Source organism: Herbiconiux solani NBRC 106740 (assembly GCF_001571005.1).
Classification (GTDB): Bacteria; Actinomycetota; Actinomycetes; order Actinomycetales; family Microbacteriaceae; genus Herbiconiux; species Herbiconiux solani.
Genome location: NZ_BCST01000003.1, coordinates 175236 through 196904, shown reverse-complemented (window position 1 = coordinate 196904; position 21669 = coordinate 175236). Strand labels below are relative to the sequence as shown.

The 21669-nt window shown below is 71.3% G+C and carries 22 protein-coding genes; 5 read left to right on the top strand and 17 right to left on the bottom strand.

The window, feature by feature from the left end; genetic code table 11:
• Nucleotides 1-29: 29 nt before the first annotated feature.
• The 17 genes from HSO01S_RS06525 to HSO01S_RS06445 all read right to left on the bottom strand — a co-directional run bounded on the left by HSO01S_RS06525 (nt 30) and on the right by HSO01S_RS06445 (nt 16471).
• Nucleotides 30-701, bottom strand: a complete 672-nt coding sequence (locus HSO01S_RS06525) for a hypothetical protein (RefSeq protein ID WP_066039767.1) — start codon at nt 699-701, stop codon at nt 30-32.
• A gap of 183 nt (nt 702-884) precedes the next feature.
• On the bottom strand, nt 885-1496 hold the full coding sequence (locus tag HSO01S_RS06520) for a M23 family metallopeptidase (protein WP_066039766.1): 612 nt from the start codon (nt 1494-1496) through the stop codon (nt 885-887).
• A gap of 42 nt (nt 1497-1538) precedes the next feature.
• Entirely contained in the window at nt 1539-2483 is a 945-nt protein-coding gene (locus HSO01S_RS06515) for a hypothetical protein (protein WP_066039765.1), read from the bottom strand.
• A 97-nt stretch (nt 2484-2580) separates the two neighbouring features.
• Nucleotides 2581-3333, bottom strand: coding sequence for an SDR family NAD(P)-dependent oxidoreductase (locus HSO01S_RS06510; RefSeq protein ID WP_066039764.1), 753 nt, complete (start codon nt 3331-3333; stop codon nt 2581-2583).
• Nucleotides 3330-4172, bottom strand: a complete 843-nt coding sequence (locus HSO01S_RS06505) for a fumarylacetoacetate hydrolase family protein (protein WP_066039763.1) — start codon at nt 4170-4172, stop codon at nt 3330-3332. The genes HSO01S_RS06510 and HSO01S_RS06505 overlap by 4 nt, the downstream gene beginning before the upstream one ends.
• 26 nt (nt 4173-4198) lie before the next feature.
• Nucleotides 4199-5188, bottom strand: coding sequence for an aldo/keto reductase (locus HSO01S_RS06500; protein WP_066039762.1), 990 nt, complete (start codon nt 5186-5188; stop codon nt 4199-4201).
• Nucleotides 5185-6561 (bottom strand): L-fuconate dehydratase, encoded by a 1377-nt coding sequence (locus HSO01S_RS06495; RefSeq protein ID WP_066039761.1) that lies wholly within the window; start codon nt 6559-6561, stop codon nt 5185-5187. The genes HSO01S_RS06500 and HSO01S_RS06495 overlap by 4 nt, the downstream gene beginning before the upstream one ends.
• 102 nt (nt 6562-6663) lie before the next feature.
• The gene (locus HSO01S_RS06490) at nt 6664-6987 is read right to left on the bottom strand and encodes an L-rhamnose mutarotase (RefSeq protein ID WP_066039760.1); all 324 of its coding nucleotides are present in this window, start codon (nt 6985-6987) and stop codon (nt 6664-6666) included.
• Nucleotides 6984-8120, bottom strand: a complete 1137-nt coding sequence (locus HSO01S_RS06485; protein WP_084361399.1) for a Gfo/Idh/MocA family protein — start codon at nt 8118-8120, stop codon at nt 6984-6986. Before HSO01S_RS06485 ends, HSO01S_RS06490 begins: the two co-directional genes overlap by 4 nt.
• On the bottom strand, nt 8117-9052 hold the full coding sequence (locus tag HSO01S_RS06480) for a carbohydrate ABC transporter permease (protein WP_066039759.1): 936 nt from the start codon (nt 9050-9052) through the stop codon (nt 8117-8119). The genes HSO01S_RS06485 and HSO01S_RS06480 overlap by 4 nt, the downstream gene beginning before the upstream one ends.
• On the bottom strand, nt 9049-10074 hold the full coding sequence (locus HSO01S_RS06475) for a carbohydrate ABC transporter permease (protein ID WP_066039758.1): 1026 nt from the start codon (nt 10072-10074) through the stop codon (nt 9049-9051). Before HSO01S_RS06475 ends, HSO01S_RS06480 begins: the two co-directional genes overlap by 4 nt.
• A gap of 58 nt (nt 10075-10132) precedes the next feature.
• Nucleotides 10133-11452, bottom strand: coding sequence for an ABC transporter substrate-binding protein (locus tag HSO01S_RS06470; protein WP_066039757.1), 1320 nt, complete (start codon nt 11450-11452; stop codon nt 10133-10135).
• A gap of 143 nt (nt 11453-11595) precedes the next feature.
• The gene (locus HSO01S_RS06465) at nt 11596-12462 is read right to left on the bottom strand and encodes an amidohydrolase family protein (RefSeq protein WP_084361398.1); all 867 of its coding nucleotides are present in this window, start codon (nt 12460-12462) and stop codon (nt 11596-11598) included.
• 101 nt (nt 12463-12563) lie between these two features.
• Complete coding sequence (locus HSO01S_RS06460) at nt 12564-13574, bottom strand: LacI family DNA-binding transcriptional regulator (RefSeq protein ID WP_066039756.1); 1011 nt, start codon at nt 13572-13574, stop codon at nt 12564-12566.
• A gap of 4 nt (nt 13575-13578) precedes the next feature.
• Nucleotides 13579-14043 carry a MaoC family dehydratase gene (locus tag HSO01S_RS06455; RefSeq protein WP_066039755.1) on the bottom strand — a complete coding sequence of 155 codons (465 nt, stop codon included), beginning with the start codon at nt 14041-14043 and terminating at the stop codon, nt 13579-13581.
• Entirely contained in the window at nt 14040-15185 is a 1146-nt protein-coding gene (locus HSO01S_RS06450; protein ID WP_066039754.1) for an extracellular solute-binding protein, read from the bottom strand. Before HSO01S_RS06450 ends, HSO01S_RS06455 begins: the two co-directional genes overlap by 4 nt.
• Entirely contained in the window at nt 15182-16471 is a 1290-nt protein-coding gene (locus HSO01S_RS06445; RefSeq protein WP_084361397.1) for a CaiB/BaiF CoA transferase family protein, read from the bottom strand. Before HSO01S_RS06445 ends, HSO01S_RS06450 begins: the two co-directional genes overlap by 4 nt.
• 184 nt (nt 16472-16655) lie before the next feature.
• Here HSO01S_RS06445 and HSO01S_RS06440 point away from each other — a divergent pair, with 184 nt between their 5' ends.
• From HSO01S_RS06440 to HSO01S_RS06420, 5 genes are all read left to right on the top strand, one after another.
• Nucleotides 16656-17705 (top strand): zinc-dependent alcohol dehydrogenase, encoded by a 1050-nt coding sequence (locus tag HSO01S_RS06440; protein ID WP_066039753.1) that lies wholly within the window; start codon nt 16656-16658, stop codon nt 17703-17705.
• Nucleotides 17702-18460: an SDR family oxidoreductase gene (locus tag HSO01S_RS06435; RefSeq protein WP_066039752.1), complete on the top strand. Its 759-nt coding sequence runs from the start codon at nt 17702-17704 to the stop codon at nt 18458-18460. The genes HSO01S_RS06440 and HSO01S_RS06435 overlap by 4 nt, the downstream gene beginning before the upstream one ends.
• A complete protein-coding gene (locus HSO01S_RS06430; protein WP_245635915.1) occupies nt 18457-19194 on the top strand; it encodes a bifunctional 4-hydroxy-2-oxoglutarate aldolase/2-dehydro-3-deoxy-phosphogluconate aldolase in 738 nt (245 codons plus the stop codon). The genes HSO01S_RS06435 and HSO01S_RS06430 overlap by 4 nt, the downstream gene beginning before the upstream one ends.
• 116 nt (nt 19195-19310) lie before the next feature.
• Entirely contained in the window at nt 19311-20390 is a 1080-nt protein-coding gene (locus HSO01S_RS06425; RefSeq protein WP_245635914.1) for a sugar kinase, read from the top strand.
• A gap of 130 nt (nt 20391-20520) precedes the next feature.
• Nucleotides 20521-21474: an NADP-dependent oxidoreductase gene (locus HSO01S_RS06420; protein WP_066040040.1), complete on the top strand. Its 954-nt coding sequence runs from the start codon at nt 20521-20523 to the stop codon at nt 21472-21474.
• Nucleotides 21475-21669: the final 195 nt, after the last annotated feature.

Below are 21669 nucleotides of genomic sequence, written 5' to 3'. Positions count from 1 at the left end.
GCCGCCGGCCGGCCGTTCGGCCCGGCCGGTCAGAACCGCGTGGCCCGCAGTCCGGCGACCGAGGCGCTTTTGCCGTCGACCACTCGTGGCAGCCGGGAGTGGCTCTCCACCCACACCCTGAGCTCGGCCGACACGTACCCCGCGAGCTGGCAGAGGTACTGCAGATCGACGCGGAGATCACGGGAGTGGATCGGTTCGTGGTGCGCCGCCCGATTGCGCAGGAGCCGGAGTCGCTGAAGCTGGGCCTTCACATCCCGGCGCCGCCCGTCGAAGTGCGGGAAGGCCCCCGCGAGCGAGGGCACCCAGAGTGCCTGGTGATAGCGATTCGCGAGCAGGCCCTCCCAGAACGACACCGGCAGCTCCGCCACCAGGTGGCCTGGGGTCCAATCCTGCGATCCGCGGCGCTGGTCGAGGTACCGTGCCGCGCCGACGACGGCCGCGCGATCCTGCCCGGTCAGCGGGGCGTCGACCCACCAGTCGGTGCGTCCGTGATGCTCGCTGAGCGAGCGGTGCATCGCGTTGCGGACGCCTACCTCGACGGCGGCGAAGGTCCCCAGCAACGCGCTGCTGGCCTCGATGTTCCAGCAGCAGAGCCGGATCGCTCGCGATGCATCCTGACCACAGGTGGCCAGGTAGGGGGCCAACCGTTCGGCACCGATCACGTGGGGGAGTGCGGAGAGGGATGCGGGGTCGACGGGCATGACCTGGTCAGTGTGGCCGCCTCATGAGAAATCGTCAAGAGAGCTTGATGCGCCCTGTGGACAGCGGTAAGATCGATCTGTAAGCCCTGGACGGGACGCAGAAATGCGTCGGCGCGCCGGGGCGATTCCTTTTTCTGGGGGTCGGATCTCTGCTGGCGGCTGTGGGCGCGGGGTCGGCCGCGATCAGGGGACGGTGATGACGGAGCCGGTGCGGGGGAGGGCGCCGTCGAAGGTGAGGGGGACAGCTCGGGCGCGGGTGGGGTCGGGGGCGTCGAGGGCCTGCACGTGGACGTGCGGCTCGGTGCTGTTGCCGGAGTTGCCGCAGGCGCCGAGGGGCTCGCCCGCGCGGAGCTGCTGACCCGGTCGCACGCGGAGACTGCCGCGTCGCAGGTGGCAGAGGGTCACGATCACGCCGCCGCTCTCGATCAGGACGTGGTTGCCGGCGAGAGCGAGCCAACCCGCCGAGGCTCGGCGACGCTGGGTGAGCGCATAGCCGACGGACGGGAGACCGCGGTGGGCTGGATGGTCGGGCTCGGCATCGTGCGCGCCGATCACCAGACCCGAGACCGGGGCCACGAGCTCCCGTCCGAAGCCGGGGAACCGCTCGGGCGGCTCGGAGCGGAGCAGCGAGCCCATCGTGAAGGGGGCCGTGCGGCCACCCGGACCGAGCGGCACGAAGTCGATCGCGTAGGACGACGCGAACGCCGTCGTGCCATGACTGGGCACCCGGTCGGCCGGGCTGTTCTGCACGAGCCAGTCCCCGAAGAACGGGTAGCCGAGGTCGATGGCGGTCATCGGACTCGGACTCGGACTCGGACTCGGATTTGGGACTGGGGGTCAGCGGGGCGCTAAGGCTCGGAGGGCGCGCTCGAGGGGGGATGCGGCGGGGACCGCGAAGGGGAGGGCCGCGTCGCCGGCGCGGACGGTGACGAGCGTGACGGCCTCGCGGGTGGAGTGCGGCTCGATCTCGACGGCGGTGACGAGCGGCGCAACCAGGATCGTTCGGGAGAGCGAGGTCTCGGGGCGACCACCACGACGGAACGGCAGACGACGGGTGAGGATCTGCAGCTCGCTCGGGCTGGCCACGATCACCATGCCCTGCAGTGAGGTGGGCCAGACCTGCTCGAATGCCCGGCGGGCACCCGCGCCGACGGGGCGCGCGACGCTCCGGCCGGCCGCGGCGAGCAGCACAGCACCGCCGCCTCGCGCCACCTGGTCGAAGAGCGAGACGAGGGCCACGTCCTTGCGCCCGAGGTCGTCCATCCCGAGCCGCACCGGCGTACCCGGCTCGGGCAGGGGCACCCCTGACCAGCCGGGCGGCGGGGTGACCGCCGCCGCGATCCGGCTCCGGAGCTCGTCGATCAGCTCCCCGACCGTGCGCTTCGACGAACCGTTGTAGGGCACGACGACGACGTCACCGTCGGTCGAGTGGATCTCGAGCCGCGCATCGAGCAGGTCGGTGCTGTCGACGATCGCCGCCAGCCCGGCATACGGGATGACGCGGGTCGCGTGCCGGTGCGCCCCACCACGATCGCGCTGCAGCACGACCAGAGCCTCGGAGCCGGCCGAGAGCACGGCGTCGTAGAGGTCCATCCCGGGCAGCAGGTCGCGTCGAGCCTCGGGCCGCGGGAACTTCACCACCACGTCCCGGCCCGGCTCGAGCCGCGCGTCGGTGTAGAGCGGGGGCAGGTCGGCGGTCTCCCGCACCCGCACGACCCAGGGGCCGAACGCGTCGTACTCGTCGCGGGCACGCAGGTCTTCGGCGGTCTGTTCAGGCGTCATCGTGTTCCTTCTCCGCGATCACCGTACGCCCGCGCGCCCCCTCGTCGGCTGGGAGTCGGATGATCGTCGCCCGACCGCCCTCAGCACGAGCCCCCACTCACCGCCGGACCCGCAGATGCGTCACTCCGCCGTCGACGTCGAGCACCGACCCCGTGGTCGAGGCCGACCGGGGGCTGGCGAGGTACAGGATGGCGTCCGCCACCTCCGCGGGGCTGACCATACGGCCCGTCGCCTGGCGCGCATCCAGGGCCGCCCGCTCGGCGACCGGGTCGTCGAAGCCCTGCAGCATCCGCTCGACGAAGGGCGTCGAGACCGTGCCGGGGCTGACCGCGTTGACCCTCACGCCCTCGGCCACGTGGTCGGTGGCCATGGCGAAGGTGAGCGCGAGCACCGCGCCCTTCGAGGCCGCGTAGAGCGCGCGATCGGGCAGTCCGTTGAGCGCGGCGATCGAGCAGAGGTTCACGATCACGGCGTGCTCCGACCGGCGGAGCCACGGCAGCGCCGCCGCCGAGACCCGGGCCATCCCGACCACGTTCACGTCGAGCACGCGGGCCCACTGCTCGTCGTCGTTCTGCTCCACCGTGCCCACGGCGCTGATGCCCGCGTTGTTCACGACCACGTCCAGCCCCCCGAGCGCCCGGGCGGCCTCGTCGACCGCGGCGACGACCGACGCGCGGTCGGTGACGTCGGCGGTGACGGTCAGGGCTCCCTCGGGTGCCCCCTCGGTCGAGCGGTCGAGCACGGCGACGCGTGCGCCGGCGGCGAGCAGCGCCTCGGCGGTGGCGGCCCCGATCCCGGATGCCCCACCCGTCACGATCGCGGCGAGGCCGTCGAACTCCCCGGCGCTCATGCCTGCACCGTGCCCTGCTCCGAGCGGCCGAGACCGTCGATCTCGAGCGCGACCCGGCTGCCCGCCCGCAGGTAGGGATTGCCCGGGATGCCGAGCGCGACCCCCGCGGGCGTGCCCGTGTTCACGAGGTCGCCCGGGTACAGCACCATGAACTGGCTGAGGTACCAGATCACGTACTCGACCGGGAAGATCATGTTCGCCGTCGACCCGTTCTGGCGCTGCACGCCGTCGACCCAGAGCCGCAACCCGAGATCCTGGGGGTCGGCGATCTCGTCGGCGGTGACGAGCACCGGGCCGAGCGGGTTGAAGGTCTCGCAGCTCTTGCCCTTGTCCCACTGACCACCGCGCTCGAGCTGGAACTCGCGCTCCGAGACGTCGTGCGAGAGCACGTAGCCGGCGATGTGCGCCCGGGCGGCCGCGGGCGACTCCAGGTACCGGGCCGTCTCGCCGATCACGACACCGAGTTCGACCTCCCAGTCGGTCTTGGTCGACGCGCGCGGGATGAGGATGTCGTCGAAGGGGCCGACCATCGTCATCGGATCCTTCATGAACACCACGGGCTCCCCGGGGATCGCCGCCCCCGTCTCCTCGGCGTGGTCGCGGTAGTTCAGCCCGATGCAGACGATCTTGCCCGGCCGGGCGATGGGCGCGCCGATCCGGTCGCCCTCGTCGATCACCGGCAGCTCGCCCGCGGCGAGGGCCGCTTCGAGATCCGCGTAGCCCCGGGTCAGGAAGTCGCCGTCGATGTCGTCGGTGACCGCCGAGATGTCGTACCGGATGCCGTCGACCTCGACCGCGGGCCGTTCGGCGCCGGGCGCGCCGATTCTGAGGAATCTCATCTGTGTCTCTTTCCTTGTCCTTCTGGCTAGTCGTCGGTCGTCGTGCCGCGGGGCGCCAGCCCCGCCTCATCCAAGTCGTCCCAGAGCGCCTGCGGGATCCCCACGCCGGCACGCTCGGTGGTCGACAGCGCCTGCTGCGCGGTGCGGGCACCCGCGACGACGCTCACCACGCCCGCGAACCGCAGCGGATACTGCACGGCCGCGGCCGGCAGCGGCACGCCGTGGCGAGCGCAGACGTCGGCGATCAGTCGCGCGCGCTCCACGAGCTCGCGCGGTGCCTCGGCGTAGTCGAAGTGGGCGGTCTCGGGCACGACGTCGCGGCTCAGAAGCCCCGAGTTGTAGGGGGCGGCCGCGACCACGCCCACCCCGCGCTCGACCGCGAGCGGGAGGAGCTCGGCCGACGCGCTCTGGTCGAGCAGCGTGAGCCGGCCGGCGACCATCACGACGTCGACGTCGGTGCGGCGCACGAACTCGGCGAGCATCGCCGCCTGGTTCATCCCGGCGCCGATCGCCCGCACGACACCCTGGTCGCGCAGCTCGACGAGGGCGTCCACGCCGGTCGTCGAGGCCTCGTCCCAGTGGTCGTCGGGGTCGTGCAGGTAGGCGATGTCGAGGTGGTCGGTGCCGAGCCGGGCAAGGCTCGCCTCGACCGACCTGAGGATGCCGTCACGGCTGTAGTCCCAGACCCGCCGGGTGGCTGCGGGCACCACGAACCCCTCGTCGTCCTGCCGGCCGGCCGTCTCGGGGCTGTCGACGAGCAGCTTGCCGACCTTGCTCGAGAGTGCGATCGCGTCGCGCGTCCCGGTGTCGCGGAGGATCGTGCCGAGCCGCCGCTCGGAGAGCCCGAGTCCATAGTGCGGAGCGGTGTCGAAGTAGCGCACCCCCGCGTCGAAGGCGGCCGCGTAGGCGCCCTCGGAGTCCTCGTCGGTGGTCTCCCGGAACAGGTTGCCGAACTGCGCCGTGCCGATGCCGAGCTCGGTGAGCTCGACCCCGGTGCGCAGCCGCCGGGTCCTCACGCCGGCGTCCCCGCGCTGACGGTGGCGCCCTCGGACTCCGCATCCCGCGAGGCCTCCGGCGACACCGCACCCGCACGGGCCCGGCTCCAGTACCCGCCGTCCGGGAACGAGTACTCCGCGACCGACGCCTCGTACATCTCGGCCGAGTACCCCGGCAGCGACGGCAGCACGTAGTTGCCGTCGATCACGATGCAGGGGTCGGTGAAGTGCTCGTGCAGGTGATCGACGTACTCGGTGACCCGGTTCTCCAAGGTGCCCGAGACGGCGACGAAGTCGAAGATCGAGAGGTGCTGCACCAGCTCGCAGAGCCCTACGCCACCGGCGTGCGGGCAGACCGGGACGCCGAACTTCTTGGCCATCAGGTACACGGCGAGGATCTCGTTGATGCTCGCGAGCCGCGCGGAGTCGAGCTGGCAGAAGTCGATCGCCTCGGCCTGGAACATCTGCTTGAACAGCACCCGGTTCATCCCGTGCTCGCCGGTCGCGACGCCGATCGGGGCGACGCCCTTCCGCACGGCCGCGTGACCGAGCACGTCGTCCGGGCTCGTCGGCTCCTCGATCCAGAGCGGCTTGAACTCGGCGAGGCGGTTCACCCACTCGATCGCCTCCGGCACGTCCCAGACCTGGTTCGCGTCGATCATCAGGTGCGTGTCCCAGCCGATCACCTCGCGGGCGATGCCGCAGCGGCGGATGTCATCGTCGAGGTTCGCGCCGACCTTGAGCTTCAGGTGGCGGTAGCCCTGGTCGACCGACTCCTTGAGCAGTCGGCGCAGCTTGTCGTCGCTGTAGCCCAGCCAGCCGGCGCTCGTGGTGTAACAGGGGTAGCCGCCACGCGCCTCGAGCTCGGCGATCCGGTCGCCGCGGGTGGGCGCCATCTCGGTCAGGAGCGCCAGGGCCTCGTCGCGGGTCAGCGCGTCGGAGAGGTAGCGCAGGTCGGCGACGTCGACCAGCTGCTCCGGGGTCATGTCGGCGAGCAGACGCCAGAGCGGCTTGCCGGCCCGGCGGGCCGCCATGTCCCAGACCGCGTTCATCACGGCGGCCATCGCGAGGTGTTCGACGCCCTTCTCCGGGCCCAGCCAGCGCAGCTGCGAGTCGGAGGCGAGCTCGCGGTAGATGCCGCCCAGGTCGCCGACGATCTCCTCGACCTCGCGGCCGATCAGCGGCAGTGCGCGCTGGCGCGACATCTCGGTGACCACGTCGTTGCCGCGGCCGATCGTGAAGGTGAAGCCGAAGCCGCGCAGGTCGTCGTCGGTCTTCAGCACGACGTAGGCGGCCGAGTAGTCGCCGTCCTTGTTCATGGCGTCGGAGCCGTCCTGGCTGAGCGAGGTGGGGAAGCGGACGTCGAACACGTCGACCCCGGTGATTCGAGTCATCTGCGGAAGAACCATTCAGTCGTGGGTGGTCTGGGAGTCAAGGGGGCGGAAGGCGGAACAGGCGGAACAGCGCGGGACGCGATAGCGCGTGCGGAGGACGGGTCAGGCGGTGTGGAAGACCTCGGGGATCTCTTGCCACCACTCCCCGTCGGCCCGGGTCTCGAGCGGTCGCTGGAGCGGCTCCTGCACGGCCCACCATCGCTGGGTGGCCTCGTCGGCCGCGATCGCCGCCATGTCGGCGTCGTAATCGTCGCCGGTGTACTCGAAATAGGAGAACAGCAGCCCGCCGAACCGGTAGATCGAGTAGTTGTGCACGTGGCTCGCCGCCAGCCGGGCGAGCACCTCGGGCCAGACGGCCGCGTGGTACGCCTCGTACTCCTCGCGGTTCTCGGCGGGCAGGCCGATCACCGACGCGACGCGCTTCACCGCACGGCTCCGACACGGAGCGGGACGCCCTCGCGTGCATCCGACTCGTAGGCGGCCTCGACGACCGCCATGGTGCCCAGGATGTCGTCGACCGAGGTCGGCAGCGCGTCGACCGAGCCCTCGACGAAGCGCTGGAGCGCCCCCATCGAGCCGATGAACGCATCCGGGAACCAGGATCCCTCGAAGGGCACCGCGCTCCAGCCGCGGACGCCGGCCCGGGCGATCTCGAGCCGGTCCTCGCGCCCTCGCGGGTAGTCGAGCAGGAGGCCCAGCTGGGCACGGATCGCGCCCTCGGTCCCCTCCCACTTGATGAAGCTCTCCTCGTAGGCCGGCCCGTAGTCGTGGTCGTGGTTCGTGCTGACCACCGCACGCAGGTCGCGGTCGCGGTAGCGCAGGATGATCGTGGACCGGGTCGTCGCGATCTCCGGTTTCGCGGGGTGCCGCCGGGTGACGGCGCTCACCCCGTCCGGGTCGCCGAAGAACGAGCGCACGAGGTCGAGGTAGTGCACGCTGTGCATAGTCAGCTCGAGCCGCTCCATGCCGAACACGTGCGGGAAGAGGTGCCAGGGCGTGTCGACCGAGACGCGGACCTCCATGTCGTGCACCTCGCCGATCGCGCCCTCGGCGATCAGCCGGCGGGCCTCGGCCACGTAGGGCGCGAAGCGGAGCTGCGTGTTGACGGCCGCGACCAGCTGCTTGCGCCGGCAGATCTCGGCCAGCGCCTCGGCCTGCTCGAGGCTGTGCCCGAGCGGCTTCTGGATCAGCACGGGAGCGCCGTCGGGCAGGGCCTCGAGGGTCGCCGCGTACTGCTCCGGCATGAGCGCGATGTCGTAGACGGCGTCGGCGGGGGCCGCCGCGACCGCCTCCTCGATGCTGCCGAAGACGTTCGGCACGCCGAACTCGGCGGCCAGCGCCTCGGCTCGGGCGAGCGTGCGGTTGACGATGCCCCAGACCGGGTAGCCGGCCTTGCGGTACGCCGGCAGGTGCGCATCCTTCACGATCCCGCCGGCGCCCACGATCACGATGGGGCGCGGATGCCGGGGGAGTTCGAGGGTGTACGCCGCAGCGGGGTGGCGCTCGGGCAGGTCGGCCCGGGAGGCCGCGGCGGGTGTCGCGGAGGCCGCGGCGCTCATCCCTTGACCGCCCCGATCGTCTGCCCCCGCACCAGGAAGCGCTGGGCCCCGATGAACATCACCAGCAGCGGGATCATCGAGATCACGGTGGCCAGGGCCAGCTGCGGCAGGTAGAGCTTCACGTCGAGGCCCGCGGCCACGGTCGCGTTGAACAGCGGGCTCGCCCCGATGAGCTCTTGGATGCCGATGGAGATCGTCTTGTTCTGCTGGCTGGAGGTGAGCAGCGCCAGCGGGAGGAAGAAGTTCGTCCAGTTCGCCACGAAGCTGAAGAAGGCGACGAGCGCGATCGCCTGCTTCGAGATCGGCAGGCCGATCAGGAAGAAGGTGCGGATCTCGCTGAGCCCGTCGATCCGGGCCGCCTCGACGAGCTCGTGCGGCATCGTCGTCATGAAGTGGATGTACGAGAGGTACACGCCGAACGGGAAGAAGCCCATGATCACGGCGACCGGCCAGAGCTGACCGACCGCATTGACCGCGCTGACCTCGAGGAAGATCGGGATGACCAGCACGGTGTTCGGCATGACCATCGCGAGCAGCGTCGCCATCAGGAACGTCTTGCGGAAGCGGAAGCGCAGCCGGGCGAAGGCGTACCCGGCCGGCACCGCAGCGATCAGCGCGAGGGCTGCACCGCCGACGGCCACGATGACCGAGTTCAGCATCCACTGCTGGAACAGGCCGCCGTTGCCGGGGCCGAAGCCGGTGATCTGGTTCCAGCTGTAGACGATGTTGTCCCAGGACATGCCGGCGAGGCCGAGGAAGCCGCTGCGGCCCGCCTCGATGTTCTCCTGGCTGCCGAAGGCGAGGGCGATGAAGCCGATGATCGGCAGCAGGAAGGCCGCGGCGATCACGCTCATCACGACGATGCGCGCGACGCGACCGGGGTTCCACTTAGAGGAGCCCACCACGCGGGGCTCGGGAGTCAAGCGCGTCATGCCGTCCTGTCCTTCTTCTTGATCCGCGGGACGCGGTCGTCGCCGAACAGCCCGCTGCGGGTGACGATGACGAGGCCGATGGCCAGGGTGATCACGAGCAGGATGATCGACAGTGCGGCGGCCGCCGGGAAGTTGCGGTTGGTGAACGCGAACGCGTAGCCCAGCTGGGTGGGCGCCCACTCGGCCACCACCGACCCCGACGAGATCTGCCGCAGCAGATAGGGCTCGAGGAAGAGCTGGAAGCCGTAGGCCAGGTTCATCAGGGCGGCGTAGCCGACCCAGGGGCGGATGAGGGGGAGCTTGACGTGCCAGGCGAGCTGCCAGGCGTTGGCGCCGTCGAGGCGCGCGGCCTCCATCACCTCGTCCGAGATGCCGTTCAGGCCTCCGTTGACCACGACGATCCAGGTGCCGACGCCCTGGAAGAAGAGCATCGCGGTGAGGATGAAGGGCATGTTGCCCGGGGTGATGACCTCTTTGTAGGTGCTCGCCCCGATGCCCTGCCAGAGAAAGGCGATCGGCGAGTTGACGGGGTCGATCAGGTAGACCCAGAGCACGAAGTTGGCGATGCCGCCGAGCGCGCCCGGGATGTAGTAGATGAAGCGCATCGCGCCGCCGAAGCGGCCGGGGCTGGCGTGGATGAGGAGGGCGAGGGCCACGATGCCGATGATCATGATCGGCAGCCAGATCGCCATCAGGGTGAAGATGTTGACGAAGGTCGACCAGAACCGGTAGTCGCCGATGACCGTCGCGAAGGAGTCGAACCCGCCGAAGCCCGACTTCGGGTTCACCAGGGTGGGCGCCTTCTGCATGCTGATCACGAAGGCGTAGCCGATCGGGATCGCGGCCGCGACCAGGAACAGGATCGTGTACGGCGCCAGCAGGATCCAGGCACCGACGGTCTCGTCGCGGTGGAGCCAGGATGCGCGGCGGCGCTTCTTCGGCGGGGTGCCACCATCGGCCGCCCGCGAGGCGCCTGCGGTCGGACCGGTCGCCGACCGGTCCTCCAGGAGTTGATTGGTCATGAGTCCTCTGATGGTGCGGGCGCCGGCACGGATGCCGGCGCCCGCGTGTTCACTGGTGCTACTCGGTCACGATCGTGTAGCCGACGGATTTCGCCTGGTTGACGAGCTCGTCGCCGAAGGCCTTGATCGCGTCGGTCGCGGAGCCGCCCCCGATGAGGGTCGACGGGACCGTCTGGGTCCAGACCGAACCGGTGTCGTAGAGCATGTACGAGTACGGCTGCACGTCGCCGAGCGCCGACTTGAACGCCGCCTGGGTGGTGGGGATGTCGGCGAAGTAGGCGTCGCCGGCGATCTTCGCCAGCCAGTCCTCCTGCACCGGACCGTAGCCGGGGAGACCCGTGCTCAGGTCGACCTGCCAGCGCGGGTCGGTGGCCACGAAGGTCGCAAAGGTCAGCGTGTTCTCGAGCTGCTTGCCGGTGATGTGCGACGAGACACCCCACAGTCCGCCACCCTCGTTGCCCGTGGACGGCTTGCTGTCGCCCTCCCACTTCAGGGGCGCGACCGCGGTCATCTGACCGGCCGGGATCTTCCAGGTGTCGCGGAAGAGGTAGTTGCCCCACCACACCGCACCGGGGCTCATCACCAGGTTCGCGCCGGCCTCGGCGGCGTCGCCGTCGAAGATGCCCTGGGTCGAGAGCGCGTTGCCGGCCTGCATCGTGTCGAGCAGATCGGTGGCGCGCTGGCAGTTCGGGTCGTCCATGTTGATGTGGGCCTCGGACTCCGACACGCGGTCGTTGGTCGGGCAGCCCGCGGCCTGGAGGTAGCGGTTGACCGCGTAGGCGTCACCGAGGAAGCCGGAGATCTTGCCCGGGTTCTCCTGGGCGATCTTGACCGACAGGTCGGCGTACTCCTCCCACGTGGTCGGGACGGTGTAGCCCTTCTCGTCGAAGAACGCCTTGTTGTACCAGAACACGTCCGGTGCGGCGTCGTTGCGGAGGCAGCGGATCTGGCCGTCGATGTCGCAGAACGAGATCACGGCCGGGTCGTAGCCCTTGACGACGTCGGGAAGCAGATCGGTGAGGTCGGCCGCGTAGTTGCTGGTCGAGTTGGTGGCCCACGCGATGTCGTCGTTGGAGGGGAAGAAGATGGCGTCCGGCCAGCCCTGCCCCGCCGAGTCGAAGTTCGCGAAGGCCTGACGGACCGTCTGGCCGCCGACCGTGCCGTCGATCTGCACGATGTCGATGGGGATGTCGGGGTAGGCCTCCTTGAAGGCCTCGGCCGCGGGGACCCGGGGCGGGTCGACCCACACCGTGATCTTGCCGCCCGAGTCGGTCTGGTTGCTCGCGGTGCTCGAGTCGCCTCCGCCCGCGCAACCCGCTAGGAGAAGCGATGCTGCGGCGAGGGCGACTCCTGCTGAAAGGAATCTTCTTGTCTTCATTGACACTCCCTGATGAGAGCAGTGAGAGCAATCGCCACACTGCGGTTTGCTGAGCGAGCGGGTTGTCCCGCTTGGTGCCGGTGCCACGTTATCCCGAGCGAGCAGGCCTAGTCAAACGTTTGCGCACATTTTGCGGTCCGAGTTCACGAAAGACCGATCCGAGCCCGGTCGAGCCCGTAGAAGCTCGTCGCCGTGCGTCCGAGTACCTGCTCGCGATCGGTGGCCCCGAGCTCGTCGAAGAGGGGTCGGAGTCCGTTCCAGACCCGGGTGTATCCGCCGGCCAGCACGGAGATCGGCCAGTCGCCGCCGTACATCAGACGGGTGGGCCCGAAGATCTCCAGGGCGTGGTCGAAGAAGGGGCGGATGAGGTCGGTCGACCAGTCCTCCATCCGCTCCGTCGCCGAGTAGAGACCGCTGACCTTGCCGTGCACGTTCGGGTTTTCGGCGGCGCGTGCGATCAGGCGCGCCCAGGGGGCGTCCCCGTCGAGACCGATCGGCGGTTTGGCCAGGTGGTCGATCACCATCCGGAGCCCGGGGTGGCGTTCGGAGACGATCGGGATGATCTCCAGATGGCGCGGGAGTACCGCCACCACGTCGAACGGGAGCCCCGCGGCCTCCAGGATGCCGAGGCCCTCGTCGACCTCGGGCCGGAGCAGCCACTCCGGGTCGGGCTGCTCGTGGATGAGCGTGCGCACCCCGACCATCAAGGGATCCCCGGCCCACGAGGCCACCACGGCGGCGGCCGTCCCGGGGTCGTCGAGGGGGGCGTAGCCGACGATCCCGGCCACCTCGGGATGCGCGGCGGCCGACTCGCGCATCAGCTCGGTGTCCTCGGGATTGTCGGAGGACTGCACCTGCACCGTGAAGTCGACGCCGGCCGCGCGGAGCTCCGGGAGCACCTCCTCGAAGGTCATCCGGGTGTCGATCGGGGAATGCTGCGGGCCCAGCCAAGGGTAGGCCGCGCGGGCCGGATCCCACACGTGCTGGTGGGCGTCGATGATCGGGTACACGTGTTTCCTCCTACTGAACAAACGATTGAGCGGTTCTGAACACCCGACCTCATTCCGCCGAGCCCCTGAAACCGCGCGCGGCGGCTCGGGGATCGGCGTCGTCAGGGCCGCGGTGAGACGGTGGATTCCCGGATGATCAGCCGGGGCGGCGGGTCGGTGACCACGAGCTGCGGCACCGTCCCGTCGTGGATGCGGTCGTAGAGCGCCGCCATGGCGGCCCGGCCGAGCTCGTACCGCGGCATCTTCACCGTGGTGAGCGGCGGCCAGGTGTTGTCGGCCGTCCAGGCGTCGTGCATCGCGACGATCGAGATGTCGTGGGGCACGCTGACCCCGCGGCTGCGCAGCTCGAGCAGCACTCCGAAGGCGGCGTTGATGTTGGCCACCACGATTCCGGTGGGCCGCACCTCCTGCTGGAGGAGCTGCTCGACGGCCGCCCGGCCGACCACGAGCTCGTACCCGAGGTCGGTGACCAGGGCGTCGTCGACCGGCAGCCGGGCGCTCGCCATCTCGTCGCGGAACCCGGCGACCCGGCGCCTGCCCGTCACCGACGAGGCCAACCCGCCGACGAAGGCGATGCGCTTGTGACCGAGCCCGATCAGATGACGGGTGGCGATGCGGGCGCCGAGCGCATCCTGCAGGTCGACGAAGCCGCCGTCCTCGGGGTGGTTGGAGTTGACGTAGACGACAGGCAGCCCGCTGTCGATCTGCTCGCTCAGCTCGGCGGGGAGCATCGCATCCGCCGCCTGCACCAGGGCGCCGTCGATGCGTCCCTCGCCGATCAGGCGCGGCAGCGCGTACTCCTCGAGCTCGCTCTCGGCGCGCGCGAGCATCACCATGTAGCGCCGCTCGTACCCCTCGTCCTCCACCCCGCGCATCAGCTCGCTGACGATCGCGTTCGTGAGGTCGGGCACGACGAGGGCGACGACGTTGGTGCGCGAGAACTTCAGGGCCCGCGCGGCGTAGTTCGGCCGGTAGTTGAGCTCCCGGGCGGCGTCGTGGATGCGCTTCCGCGTGGCCTCGCTGACCCGGGCGTCCGCGGCTCCGGTGAGCACGCGGGAGACCGCCGAGACGGAGACCCCCGCCATCGACGCCACATCGCTGAGGGTCGCCATCGGATCAGTCTAGGGACAGCGCGGAGCGGGCGTTCACGAGGTACAGATGGGTCAGCACGAGCACCGTCTCGTGACGCTGATTGGTCACCGTCACGAGCTCGTGCACGTAGCCGTAGCCCTCGGGGCGCTTGGGATGAGGGGCCTTCTCGCTGATCTCCGCGGTCACCCGGATGGTGTCGCCGATGAAGACGGGCTTGATGAAGCGGATGCGGTCGTAGCCGTACGACATCGCCTGCGGATTGATGTCTCCCGCGGTCATGCCGACCGCGACCGACAGGATGAGCGTGCCGTGCGCGATCCGCTGACCGGCCGGCTGCGTCGCCATCCACTCCGCGTCCATGTGGTGGGGGAAGAAGTCGCCGGTCTGCCCGGCGTGCAGCACGATGTCGGCCTCGGTGATCGTGCGGCCGACGCTCTCGCGGCGCTCGCCGATCTCGAAGTCCTCGTAGTAGCGGTCGATCGTGATCATCGTTCAGGCCCTCCCAGCCAGGTCGCGACGCCCTCGTCGAGGCGAGCGCGCAGGTCGTCGTCGTCGAGCTCGCCGAGGAGCGCCGCCGTGACGTGCTCGGACAGCTCGTTCTGCAGCTCGATGTACCGCGGATGCTGGGGGCGCAGGTAGGCCCCCTCGAGCGTCGCGCGGGTGCCGCGGAAGAAATCGAGGCTGTCGGCGTTCGTGCGGTCGCTCTCCCAGGCCACGGCGTTGCCGGGCTGGCCGCCGCCGTCGTAGTAGACGCCCTCCTGCACCTCGGCCGAGGCGAGCCAGAAGGCGTGGGCGACGGCTTCGGCGAGATGCTCCGACGCGGCCGAGACCGCGATCCCGGCACCGCCGAGGAGGGATCCGCGCACGCCCAGGCGCGAGGCCGGGATGTCGGAGTACCGGAGGCGGTTCGGCCGGAAGCCGGCGCGGCTGTAGTTGGTGTAGCCGAACAGGAGTGGGGCGTAGGCGTAGCGGTCGTTTCCGGCCGCGCTCAGCGCATCCGCCGTCTGGATCGGGTTCCAGGTCGCGTTCTCGGCCGGCACCAGCGAGGCCAGGCGGCGGAGCACCGACATCGCAGCCCCGAGCGCGGGGGCGGTGAGGAAGACGCCCTCGGTGCGCATCGCCTCCTCGCCCTGGCCGGCCGCCACGGTGACCAGGCTCGAGAACGCGTCGACCGGCTTGTAGGGCCAGAGCACGCGGCCCTCCTCGGCCAGCGCGAAGACCTCGTCCCAGTCGGCCGGGGGTGCGTCGAGCAGGTCGGGCCGGAACGCGGAGACCTGCGCGGCGGCGTCGCTCGCGAGGCCCCACTGCCGGCCGGCGTAGGAGTAAGAGCGGTGCGAGGCGCCGACCGACTGGCGGGACAGCAACGCGAGGGCCTCGTCGTGCCCGGCGCCGTCGAGCGGGGCGAACAGCCCGTTCTCGGCCGCGAAAGGGATGTGCGGGTGGTCGATGACCAGCAGGTCGAAGTCGTCGGTGAGCTTCTCGAGCGGGTAGTCGGCGAAGGCCTGGAGCGAGCGGTACTCCCAGGTCATCTCGACGTCGGGGTGCAGGGCGCGGTAGGCCTCGGCGGCCGCGACGACGCTGCCGTGGCCGCGGGCGTGCTCCCAGGTCATGCCGCGGAGGTGGACGGTCATCGGGCGCGGCCTGGGGTGGGGGCGGGGGTCGCGGTCGTTGCCGCGGTCGCGGGGGCCGCGGCTGTCGTGGCTGCGGTGGTCGCCGCTGTCGGAGCCGCCGTCGCAGCTGCTGTCGGGGCAGCGCCGGCGCGCGCGGGCGGGAACTCGGCGCGCACCCGCTCGTCGTCCTCGCCGAGCAGCGGCGCGGCCTTCCGGCTGGTGAGCACCTGCCCGTCGACCCGCAGCGGACTCCTCGTCGTGGTCAGCGTCGTGCCGCGCCGGCCCACCTCCTGCGTCATCCTGATCGCGGCGAAACCCTCGCTGTCGATCAGCTCGTCCAGGGTCAGCACGGGGGCGCACCAGACGTCGGCCGCATCCAGGATGCGAAGCCAGTGCTCGGTCGAATCGGTCGCGAACCGGTCGGCCAGGATCGCTTCGATGCGCTCCTGCTGGTCCCAGGCATCCTGCGGGTCGGTCATCTGCTCGAGCTCGGGCAGCCCGAGCAGTTCGCCGAGCTTCGGGATCGGGTTCATGGCGAGGGCGAGGTAGCCGTCGCGGGTCGGGTAGGTGCCGTACGGGGCGGCGAGGAAGGCGTGGGCCGAGTGCTCGCCGTGGCGCTGGACGGCGATCGACTCGTCGTTGAGCTTCACGCTCAGCAGCTCGAACTGGAGGTCGAGCATCGCCTCGAGCAGGCTCGACTCGACCAGCCCGCCCTCGCCGGTGCGGAAGCGGCGCACGAGCAGGGCGGTCGCCCCCTGCGCGATGTGGCAGCTGAGCAGGTGGTCGGCGATCGAGAGCCCGACCGGCACCGGGCCGTCGGCCGCGGAGCCGTTCAGCCACGGCATCCCCGAGATGGCCTGGGCCAGGAGATCCTGCCCCGGGCGAGAGGCCCAGGGGCCCTCGGAGCCGTAGCCGGTCGCGCTCGCGTAGACGATCGAGGGGTTCACCGCGCGCACCGACTCATAGTCGAGGCCGATCCGCTCCATCACGCCGGGGCGGAAGTTCTGAATGATCACGTCGGCCTCGGCCACGAGCTGCTTGACGTAGGCCAGGTCGTCGGAGTCTTTGAGGTCGGCGGTGATCGACTCCTTGTTGCGGTTCATCGCGTGGAACGAGACGGTGTCGCCGTCGGCCATCCGGCCCGCGAAGGCGAGCGTGCGACCGATGTCGCCCGTGCCGGGTCGCTCGACCTTGATCACCCGGGCCCCGAGGTCGGCGAGCCGCATCGCGGCCACCGGCCCGGCGAGGAACTGGCTGAAATCGAGAACGAGAATGCCGTCCAGCGGCAGAGTCCCTTGTGCCGTCATCGCACCTGTGTCACTTTCTGGTCCGGGCCCGCATCCTTGCGGGTGGGCGCACGCCCCGATCGGGCGAAGCCTTTGCTCAATCGTTTGCTCATGCTACTTTAGCGGATGTCGACGCGCAAGGAGCGGCCCTCCGGGCGCCGACGGAACCAAGGACACCCCCCCCCGATGACGGAAGGTTGAGTCAGTGTTGACTGCCAGTTACGTGCGGAATCGCACCATCGAGATCACCGAGGCGGAGACCACGCCTCCGCCCCCGCCCGGGCAGGTGCAGATCGACGTCTCGCACGTCGGCCTGTGCGGCACCGACCTGCACATCTTCCACGGCTCGATGGATGCGCGGGTCGGCGAGTCGGTCGTCTTCGGCCACGAGATGAGCGGCTCGATCGCCGCCGTGGGCGAGGGCGTCGAGGGCTGGTCGGTCGGCGACCTGGTCACCGTCATGCCGCTCTCCTGGGACGGCACCTGCCCCGCGTGCCTCGCGGGCAACTCGCACATCTGCCAGAACCTCGACTTCATCGGCATCGACTCGCCCGGAGCCCTCCAGCGGCTCTGGAACGTGCCCGCCGGCACCCTGGTGGCGCTGCCCGACGGCATCCGGCTCGATCACGCCGCCCTCGTCGAGCCCACGGCCGTCGCCGTCCACGACGTGCGCCGCGCCGAGCTCGTGGCCGGCGACAAGACCGTCGTGATCGGCGGCGGGCCGATCGGCGTCCTGATCGCCACGGTCGCCCGCTCGGTCGGCGCCGAGGTCGTGGTCATCGAGGTCGACGCCGGGCGTCGCGCGCAGGTCGAGGAGCTCGGCTTCACGACCGTCGACCCCCGTGCCGTCGACCAGACCGTCTGGGTCGAGGAGTGGACCGAGGGGGTCGGCGCCGACGTCGTCTTCGAGGTCTCGGGTGCCGCCGCGGCGGTGCTCGGCGCGACCGCGCTCGCGAAGGTGCGGGGCATGCTCGTGGTCGTCGCCATCCACCCCACCCCGCGTGAGATCGACCTGCAGCGCGTGTTCTGGCGCGAGCTGACGATCCGCGGGGCGCGGGTCTACCAGCGCACCGACTTCGAGCGCGCCGTCGAGCTCATCGCCGACGGCACGATCCCGGCCGACGCGCTGATCACCCGCAGTGTTCCGCTGGCTGAGACGCAGCAGGCGCTCGAGGAGCTCGAGGGCGGCCGCGCGATGAAGATCCTCGTGGACGTGCGGGCCGGGGCCGGGTCCACGGCCGGGGCTGTCGCATGAGCGTCTCGTTCTCGCTCGAGGGGCGGCTCTCGGTCGTCACCGGGGCCAGTCGTGGCATCGGTTTCGCGATGGCGAAGGCGCTCGCCGAGGCGGGGTCGGACGTGATCGCGGTGAGTGCGAGCATCCCGGCCTCGGGCAGTGCGATCGGCGACGCGGTCGAGGCCGCGGGCCGCCGCTTCGAGGCGATCGCGTGCAACTTCGCGGATCCGGCGGCGGTCGACGAGCTCGGCCGCACCCTCGCCGGGCGGCCGGTCGACGTGCTCGTGAACAACGCCGGCACGATCGAGCGGGCGCCGGCGGTGACCCATCCGCTCGAGCTGTGGGACAGGGTGCTGACGGTGAACCTCTCCAGCCAGTTCCGGCTGACGCAGGCGGTGGCCGCGGGCATGATCGAGCGCGGTCGCGGCAAGGTGATCTTCACCGCGTCGATGCTGAGCTTCCAGGGCGGGGTCAACGTGCCGGGGTACACCGCGGCGAAGTCGGGCGTGGCCGGGCTGACCAAGGCGCTCGCCAACGAGTGGGCGCCGCTCGGAGTCAACGTCAACGCGATCGCCCCTGGCTACATCGCGACCGACAACACGCAGGCGCTGCAGGATGACCCGGTGCGGTCGCGGTCCATCCTCGACCGCATCCCGGCCGGGCGCTGGGGCGAGGCCGACGACCTCGCGGGTGCGACCGTGTTCTTGGCGTCACCCGCGTCGGACTACGTCGACGGCATCATCCTCCCCGTCGACGGCGGATGGCTCGGCCGATGAGCGGCGCGCCGGCCTCGCTGGCCGGGCAGTGGATCGTGCCGGTCATCGTGATCGACGAGGCCTCCCGTGCCCGCGACCTCGCCGAGGCGCTGGTGGCGGGTGGGATCGGCTGCGGCGAGTTCACGCTGCGCACCCCGGCGGCGCTCGCGGCCCTCAAGGCGGCAGCCGGCGTGCCGGGGTTCGTGGCGGGTGTCGGCACGGTGGTCTCGCCCGGGCAGCTCGCCGCGGCCGTCGGGGCGGGGGCGCGCTTCGCGGTGACGCCCGGGTTCGACGACGAGGTGGTCACGGCCGCTCAGGCGCAGGGCCTGGACATCGTGCCGGGCATCGCCACGCCCACCGAGCTGGGCCGGGCGCTGCGCGCCGGTATCGATCACGTGAAGGTGTTCCCGGCGGGCGTGCTCGGCGGCACGGCCTATCTGGATGCGCTGGCCGGCCCGTTCCCGGGCGCCCGCTTCCTGCCGAGCGGCGGGGTGTCGCAGGGGAACGCGGGGGAGTACCTCGCGCATCCGTCGGTCTTCGCGGTCAGTGGCGGGTGGGTCGTGCCGCGCGACGCCATCGCGGCGGGCGACTTCGCGCGGATCGAGGGGCTGGCGCGGGCGGCGGTTTTGGCTGCGGGGGGTGTCGTGGCGGGTGGGGCTGCTGCGGCGGGCGGGTCTGCTGTGCCGTCGGCGTCTGCGTCTGCAGCGTCTGCCGGCTCCGCTGTGCCGGCCGCGGGCGGGGTGGTGCGGGCGTGAGCGGGGATGTGGGCGTGAGCGGGGACGGGCGCGTGCCCGGAGGCGCGGGCGCGAGTAGTGCCGCGGACGCGGACCCGTCCGGCGCGCGGGGCGATGCTGACGGCTCGGGCGCGGGCGTGGGTACCCGTGCGGGCGGTGCCGTGGAGGCGGGCGGTGAAGCGCTCGGGTCCGACGCGCAGGGCGATGCTGACGCGGCGGGTGCCCGCCCGGGCGGGGTGCTGACGCTCGGGGAGAGCATGGCGCTCATCCGGGGCGAGGGGATCGGCGGCCTCGAGCACCTGGCGACCGCCCACATTGAGACCGGAGGTGCCGAGGGCAACGTGGCCGTCGGGCTCGCGCGCCTCGGCGTGCCGGTGACCTGGCTCGGCCGGGTCGGCGACGACGCGCTCGGCCGACGTGTGGCCGGCGATCTGCGTGCCGAGGGCATCCATGTCGTCGCGCTCGCCGACGCCGGGGCGCCGACCGGCCTCATGATCAAGACCACTCCGCACGCCGGTCGCACCGAGGTGACCTACTACCGCGCCGGCAGCGCGGGCAGCCGCCTGAGCCCGTCCGATCTGGATGCGGTGGACTTCACCCGCTACGCCCTGCTGCACCTCACCGGCATCACCCCGGCGCTGTCGCCGTCGGCGCGCGAGACCGTCTCGGCCGCGATCGATCGCGCGCGGGAGGCCGGCTGCCGGGTCTCGTTCGACGTCAACCACCGCTCCCGGCTCTGGCCCGACGAGGAGGCCGCGGCGGTGCTGCGCGGGTTCGTCTCCCGTGCCGACATCGTGATCGCGGGCGACGACGAGGCGCGCCTGGTCGTCGGCGCTCTTGGCGTTTCCGGCGCGGCTTCGAGTTCGGGCGCGGATCCCGGCGACGACACGGTCTCGCTGCTCGCCGCCCTGCGTGCGCTCGGCCCGGCGGAGGCGGTGCTGAAGCACGGCCCCCGGGGCGCGAGCGCATCGGTGACGGACGGCGAGGTGCTGCACCAGGACGCGTTCGCCGTCCCGGTCATCGACACGGTCGGGGCGGGAGACGCCTTCACGGCCGCCTACCTCGCCGCCCGTCTCGAGGGCCGCCGCGTGTCCGATGCGCTCCGAGACGGGGCGCTCGCCGGAGCCATCGCCTGCACCCACCCCAGCGACTGGCGCGGCTTCGCCCGCCCCGCCGACCTGGCGGCCTTCGCCCACGCCGACCCCGTCCGCCGCTGACCCCCGCGCCGAATCCGGCGCTGCGTTGCGCACCCGATGGGGTGGCGCGCATCCGGTGGGAGGCGTGCATCCGGTACTGGGTCGCGCATCCGGTGGGCGGCGGGGCGGTCGGGCCAATAGCATGGCGGGCATGGCGAAGCAGGTGCAGTACCGCGAGTTCGGCGGGCCCGAGGTGTTGGAGTTCGTCGAGGTGCCGACCCCGTCGGCGCCGGCCGGCGGCGTGGTGGTCGAGACGAGGTCGATCGGGGTGAACCCCATCGACGTGAAGCTGCGGACGGGGCTGCGGTCGAGCGATCCGATCGACACGCCGCGGGTGCCGGGGTTCGACGCGGCGGGCGTCGTCGTCGAGGTCGGCGCCGGTGTGGATGGCTGGACGGCCGGCGACGAGGTCGTCATCCGCCAGGCGCAGAACGCGTACGCCACCCACGTCGTCGCGCGCGCCGAGCAGCTGGTGCGGAAGCCGGCCGCGGTCGGCTGGGACGAGGCGGCCGGCATCGGCATCCCGGCCGGAACCGCCTATCAGGCCCTCAAGTCGCTCGGCGTCGAGGTCGGAACGACGCTGCTGGTGCACGGCGGCTCGGGGTCGGTCGGTCAGGCCGCGGTGCAGTTCGGTCGCGACTGGGGAGCCACGGTCATCGCGACCGCGAGCCCACGCAATCACGAGCGGCTCCGCGAGCTGGGGGCCATCCCTGTCGCGTACGGTCCGGGGCTCGCCGACCGGGTGCGCGAGCTGGCTCCGGATGGGGTGGATGCCGCGCTCGACGCCGCCGGAACCGACGAGGCCCTCGAGACCTCGATCGAACTCGTGGCCGACAAGAAGCGCATCGGCACGATCGTGGCCGGTGCCCGCGCGGCCGAGCTGGGCATCCAGGCGTGGGCCGGGGGCAACCCCGTGCCGCCCACGCGCGAGGAGCTCGCCCTGCGCGCGGCCGCCTACGCCGTGACGCTCGAGCTGATCGAGCTCGGCGACTTCGAGGTCGAGGTCGCGCTGCGGCTGCCGCTGCGGGATGCGGCGCAGGCGCAGATCCTCGTCGACACCGGCTCCGTCCGCGGCAAACTCATCCTCGACCCCCTCCTCCCCTGACCCCGCCCCCGCGACCCGTCAAAAACCGCCCTTCCCCCAAGCTTTTAGGGCGATGACTGACGGCTCGCGGCCGGGGTGGGGGATGAGGTCCGGGGCGGGGTGAAGGACGGCCTCGCGTCCGCGTCCGCGACCCGTCAGAAACCGCCCCTCGGCAGCGGTTTTGGGGCGATATTTGACGGCTCGCGACCCGGGTTC

Excerpts from the sequence above, each read along its gene's own strand:
- HSO01S_RS06525 (WP_066039767.1), bottom strand. The coding sequence starts at position 701 with ATGCCCGTCGACCCCGCATCCCTCTCCGCACTCCCCCACGTGATCGGT.
- HSO01S_RS06520 (WP_066039766.1), bottom strand. The coding sequence starts at position 1,496 with ATGACCGCCATCGACCTCGGCTACCCGTTCTTCGGGGACTGGCTCGTG.
- HSO01S_RS06515 (WP_066039765.1), bottom strand. The coding sequence starts at position 2,483 with ATGACGCCTGAACAGACCGCCGAAGACCTGCGTGCCCGCGACGAGTAC.
- HSO01S_RS06510 (WP_066039764.1), bottom strand. The coding sequence starts at position 3,333 with ATGAGCGCCGGGGAGTTCGACGGCCTCGCCGCGATCGTGACGGGTGGG.
- HSO01S_RS06505 (WP_066039763.1), bottom strand. The coding sequence starts at position 4,172 with ATGAGATTCCTCAGAATCGGCGCGCCCGGCGCCGAACGGCCCGCGGTC.
- HSO01S_RS06495 (WP_066039761.1), bottom strand. The coding sequence starts at position 6,561 with ATGACTCGAATCACCGGGGTCGACGTGTTCGACGTCCGCTTCCCCACC.
- HSO01S_RS06485 (WP_084361399.1), bottom strand. The coding sequence starts at position 8,120 with ATGAGCGCCGCGGCCTCCGCGACACCCGCCGCGGCCTCCCGGGCCGAC.
- HSO01S_RS06480 (WP_066039759.1), bottom strand. The coding sequence starts at position 9,052 with ATGACGCGCTTGACTCCCGAGCCCCGCGTGGTGGGCTCCTCTAAGTGG.
- HSO01S_RS06475 (WP_066039758.1), bottom strand. The coding sequence starts at position 10,074 with ATGACCAATCAACTCCTGGAGGACCGGTCGGCGACCGGTCCGACCGCA.
- HSO01S_RS06470 (WP_066039757.1), bottom strand. The coding sequence starts at position 11,452 with ATGAAGACAAGAAGATTCCTTTCAGCAGGAGTCGCCCTCGCCGCAGCA.
- HSO01S_RS06460 (WP_066039756.1), bottom strand. The coding sequence starts at position 13,574 with ATGGCGACCCTCAGCGATGTGGCGTCGATGGCGGGGGTCTCCGTCTCG.
- HSO01S_RS06455 (WP_066039755.1), bottom strand. The coding sequence starts at position 14,043 with ATGATCACGATCGACCGCTACTACGAGGACTTCGAGATCGGCGAGCGC.
- HSO01S_RS06450 (WP_066039754.1), bottom strand. The coding sequence starts at position 15,185 with ATGACCGTCCACCTCCGCGGCATGACCTGGGAGCACGCCCGCGGCCAC.
- HSO01S_RS06445 (WP_084361397.1), bottom strand. The coding sequence starts at position 16,471 with ATGACGGCACAAGGGACTCTGCCGCTGGACGGCATTCTCGTTCTCGAT.
- HSO01S_RS06435 (WP_066039752.1), top strand. The coding sequence starts at position 17,702 with ATGAGCGTCTCGTTCTCGCTCGAGGGGCGGCTCTCGGTCGTCACCGGG.
- HSO01S_RS06430 (WP_245635915.1), top strand. The coding sequence starts at position 18,457 with ATGAGCGGCGCGCCGGCCTCGCTGGCCGGGCAGTGGATCGTGCCGGTC.
- HSO01S_RS06420 (WP_066040040.1), top strand. The coding sequence starts at position 20,521 with ATGGCGAAGCAGGTGCAGTACCGCGAGTTCGGCGGGCCCGAGGTGTTG.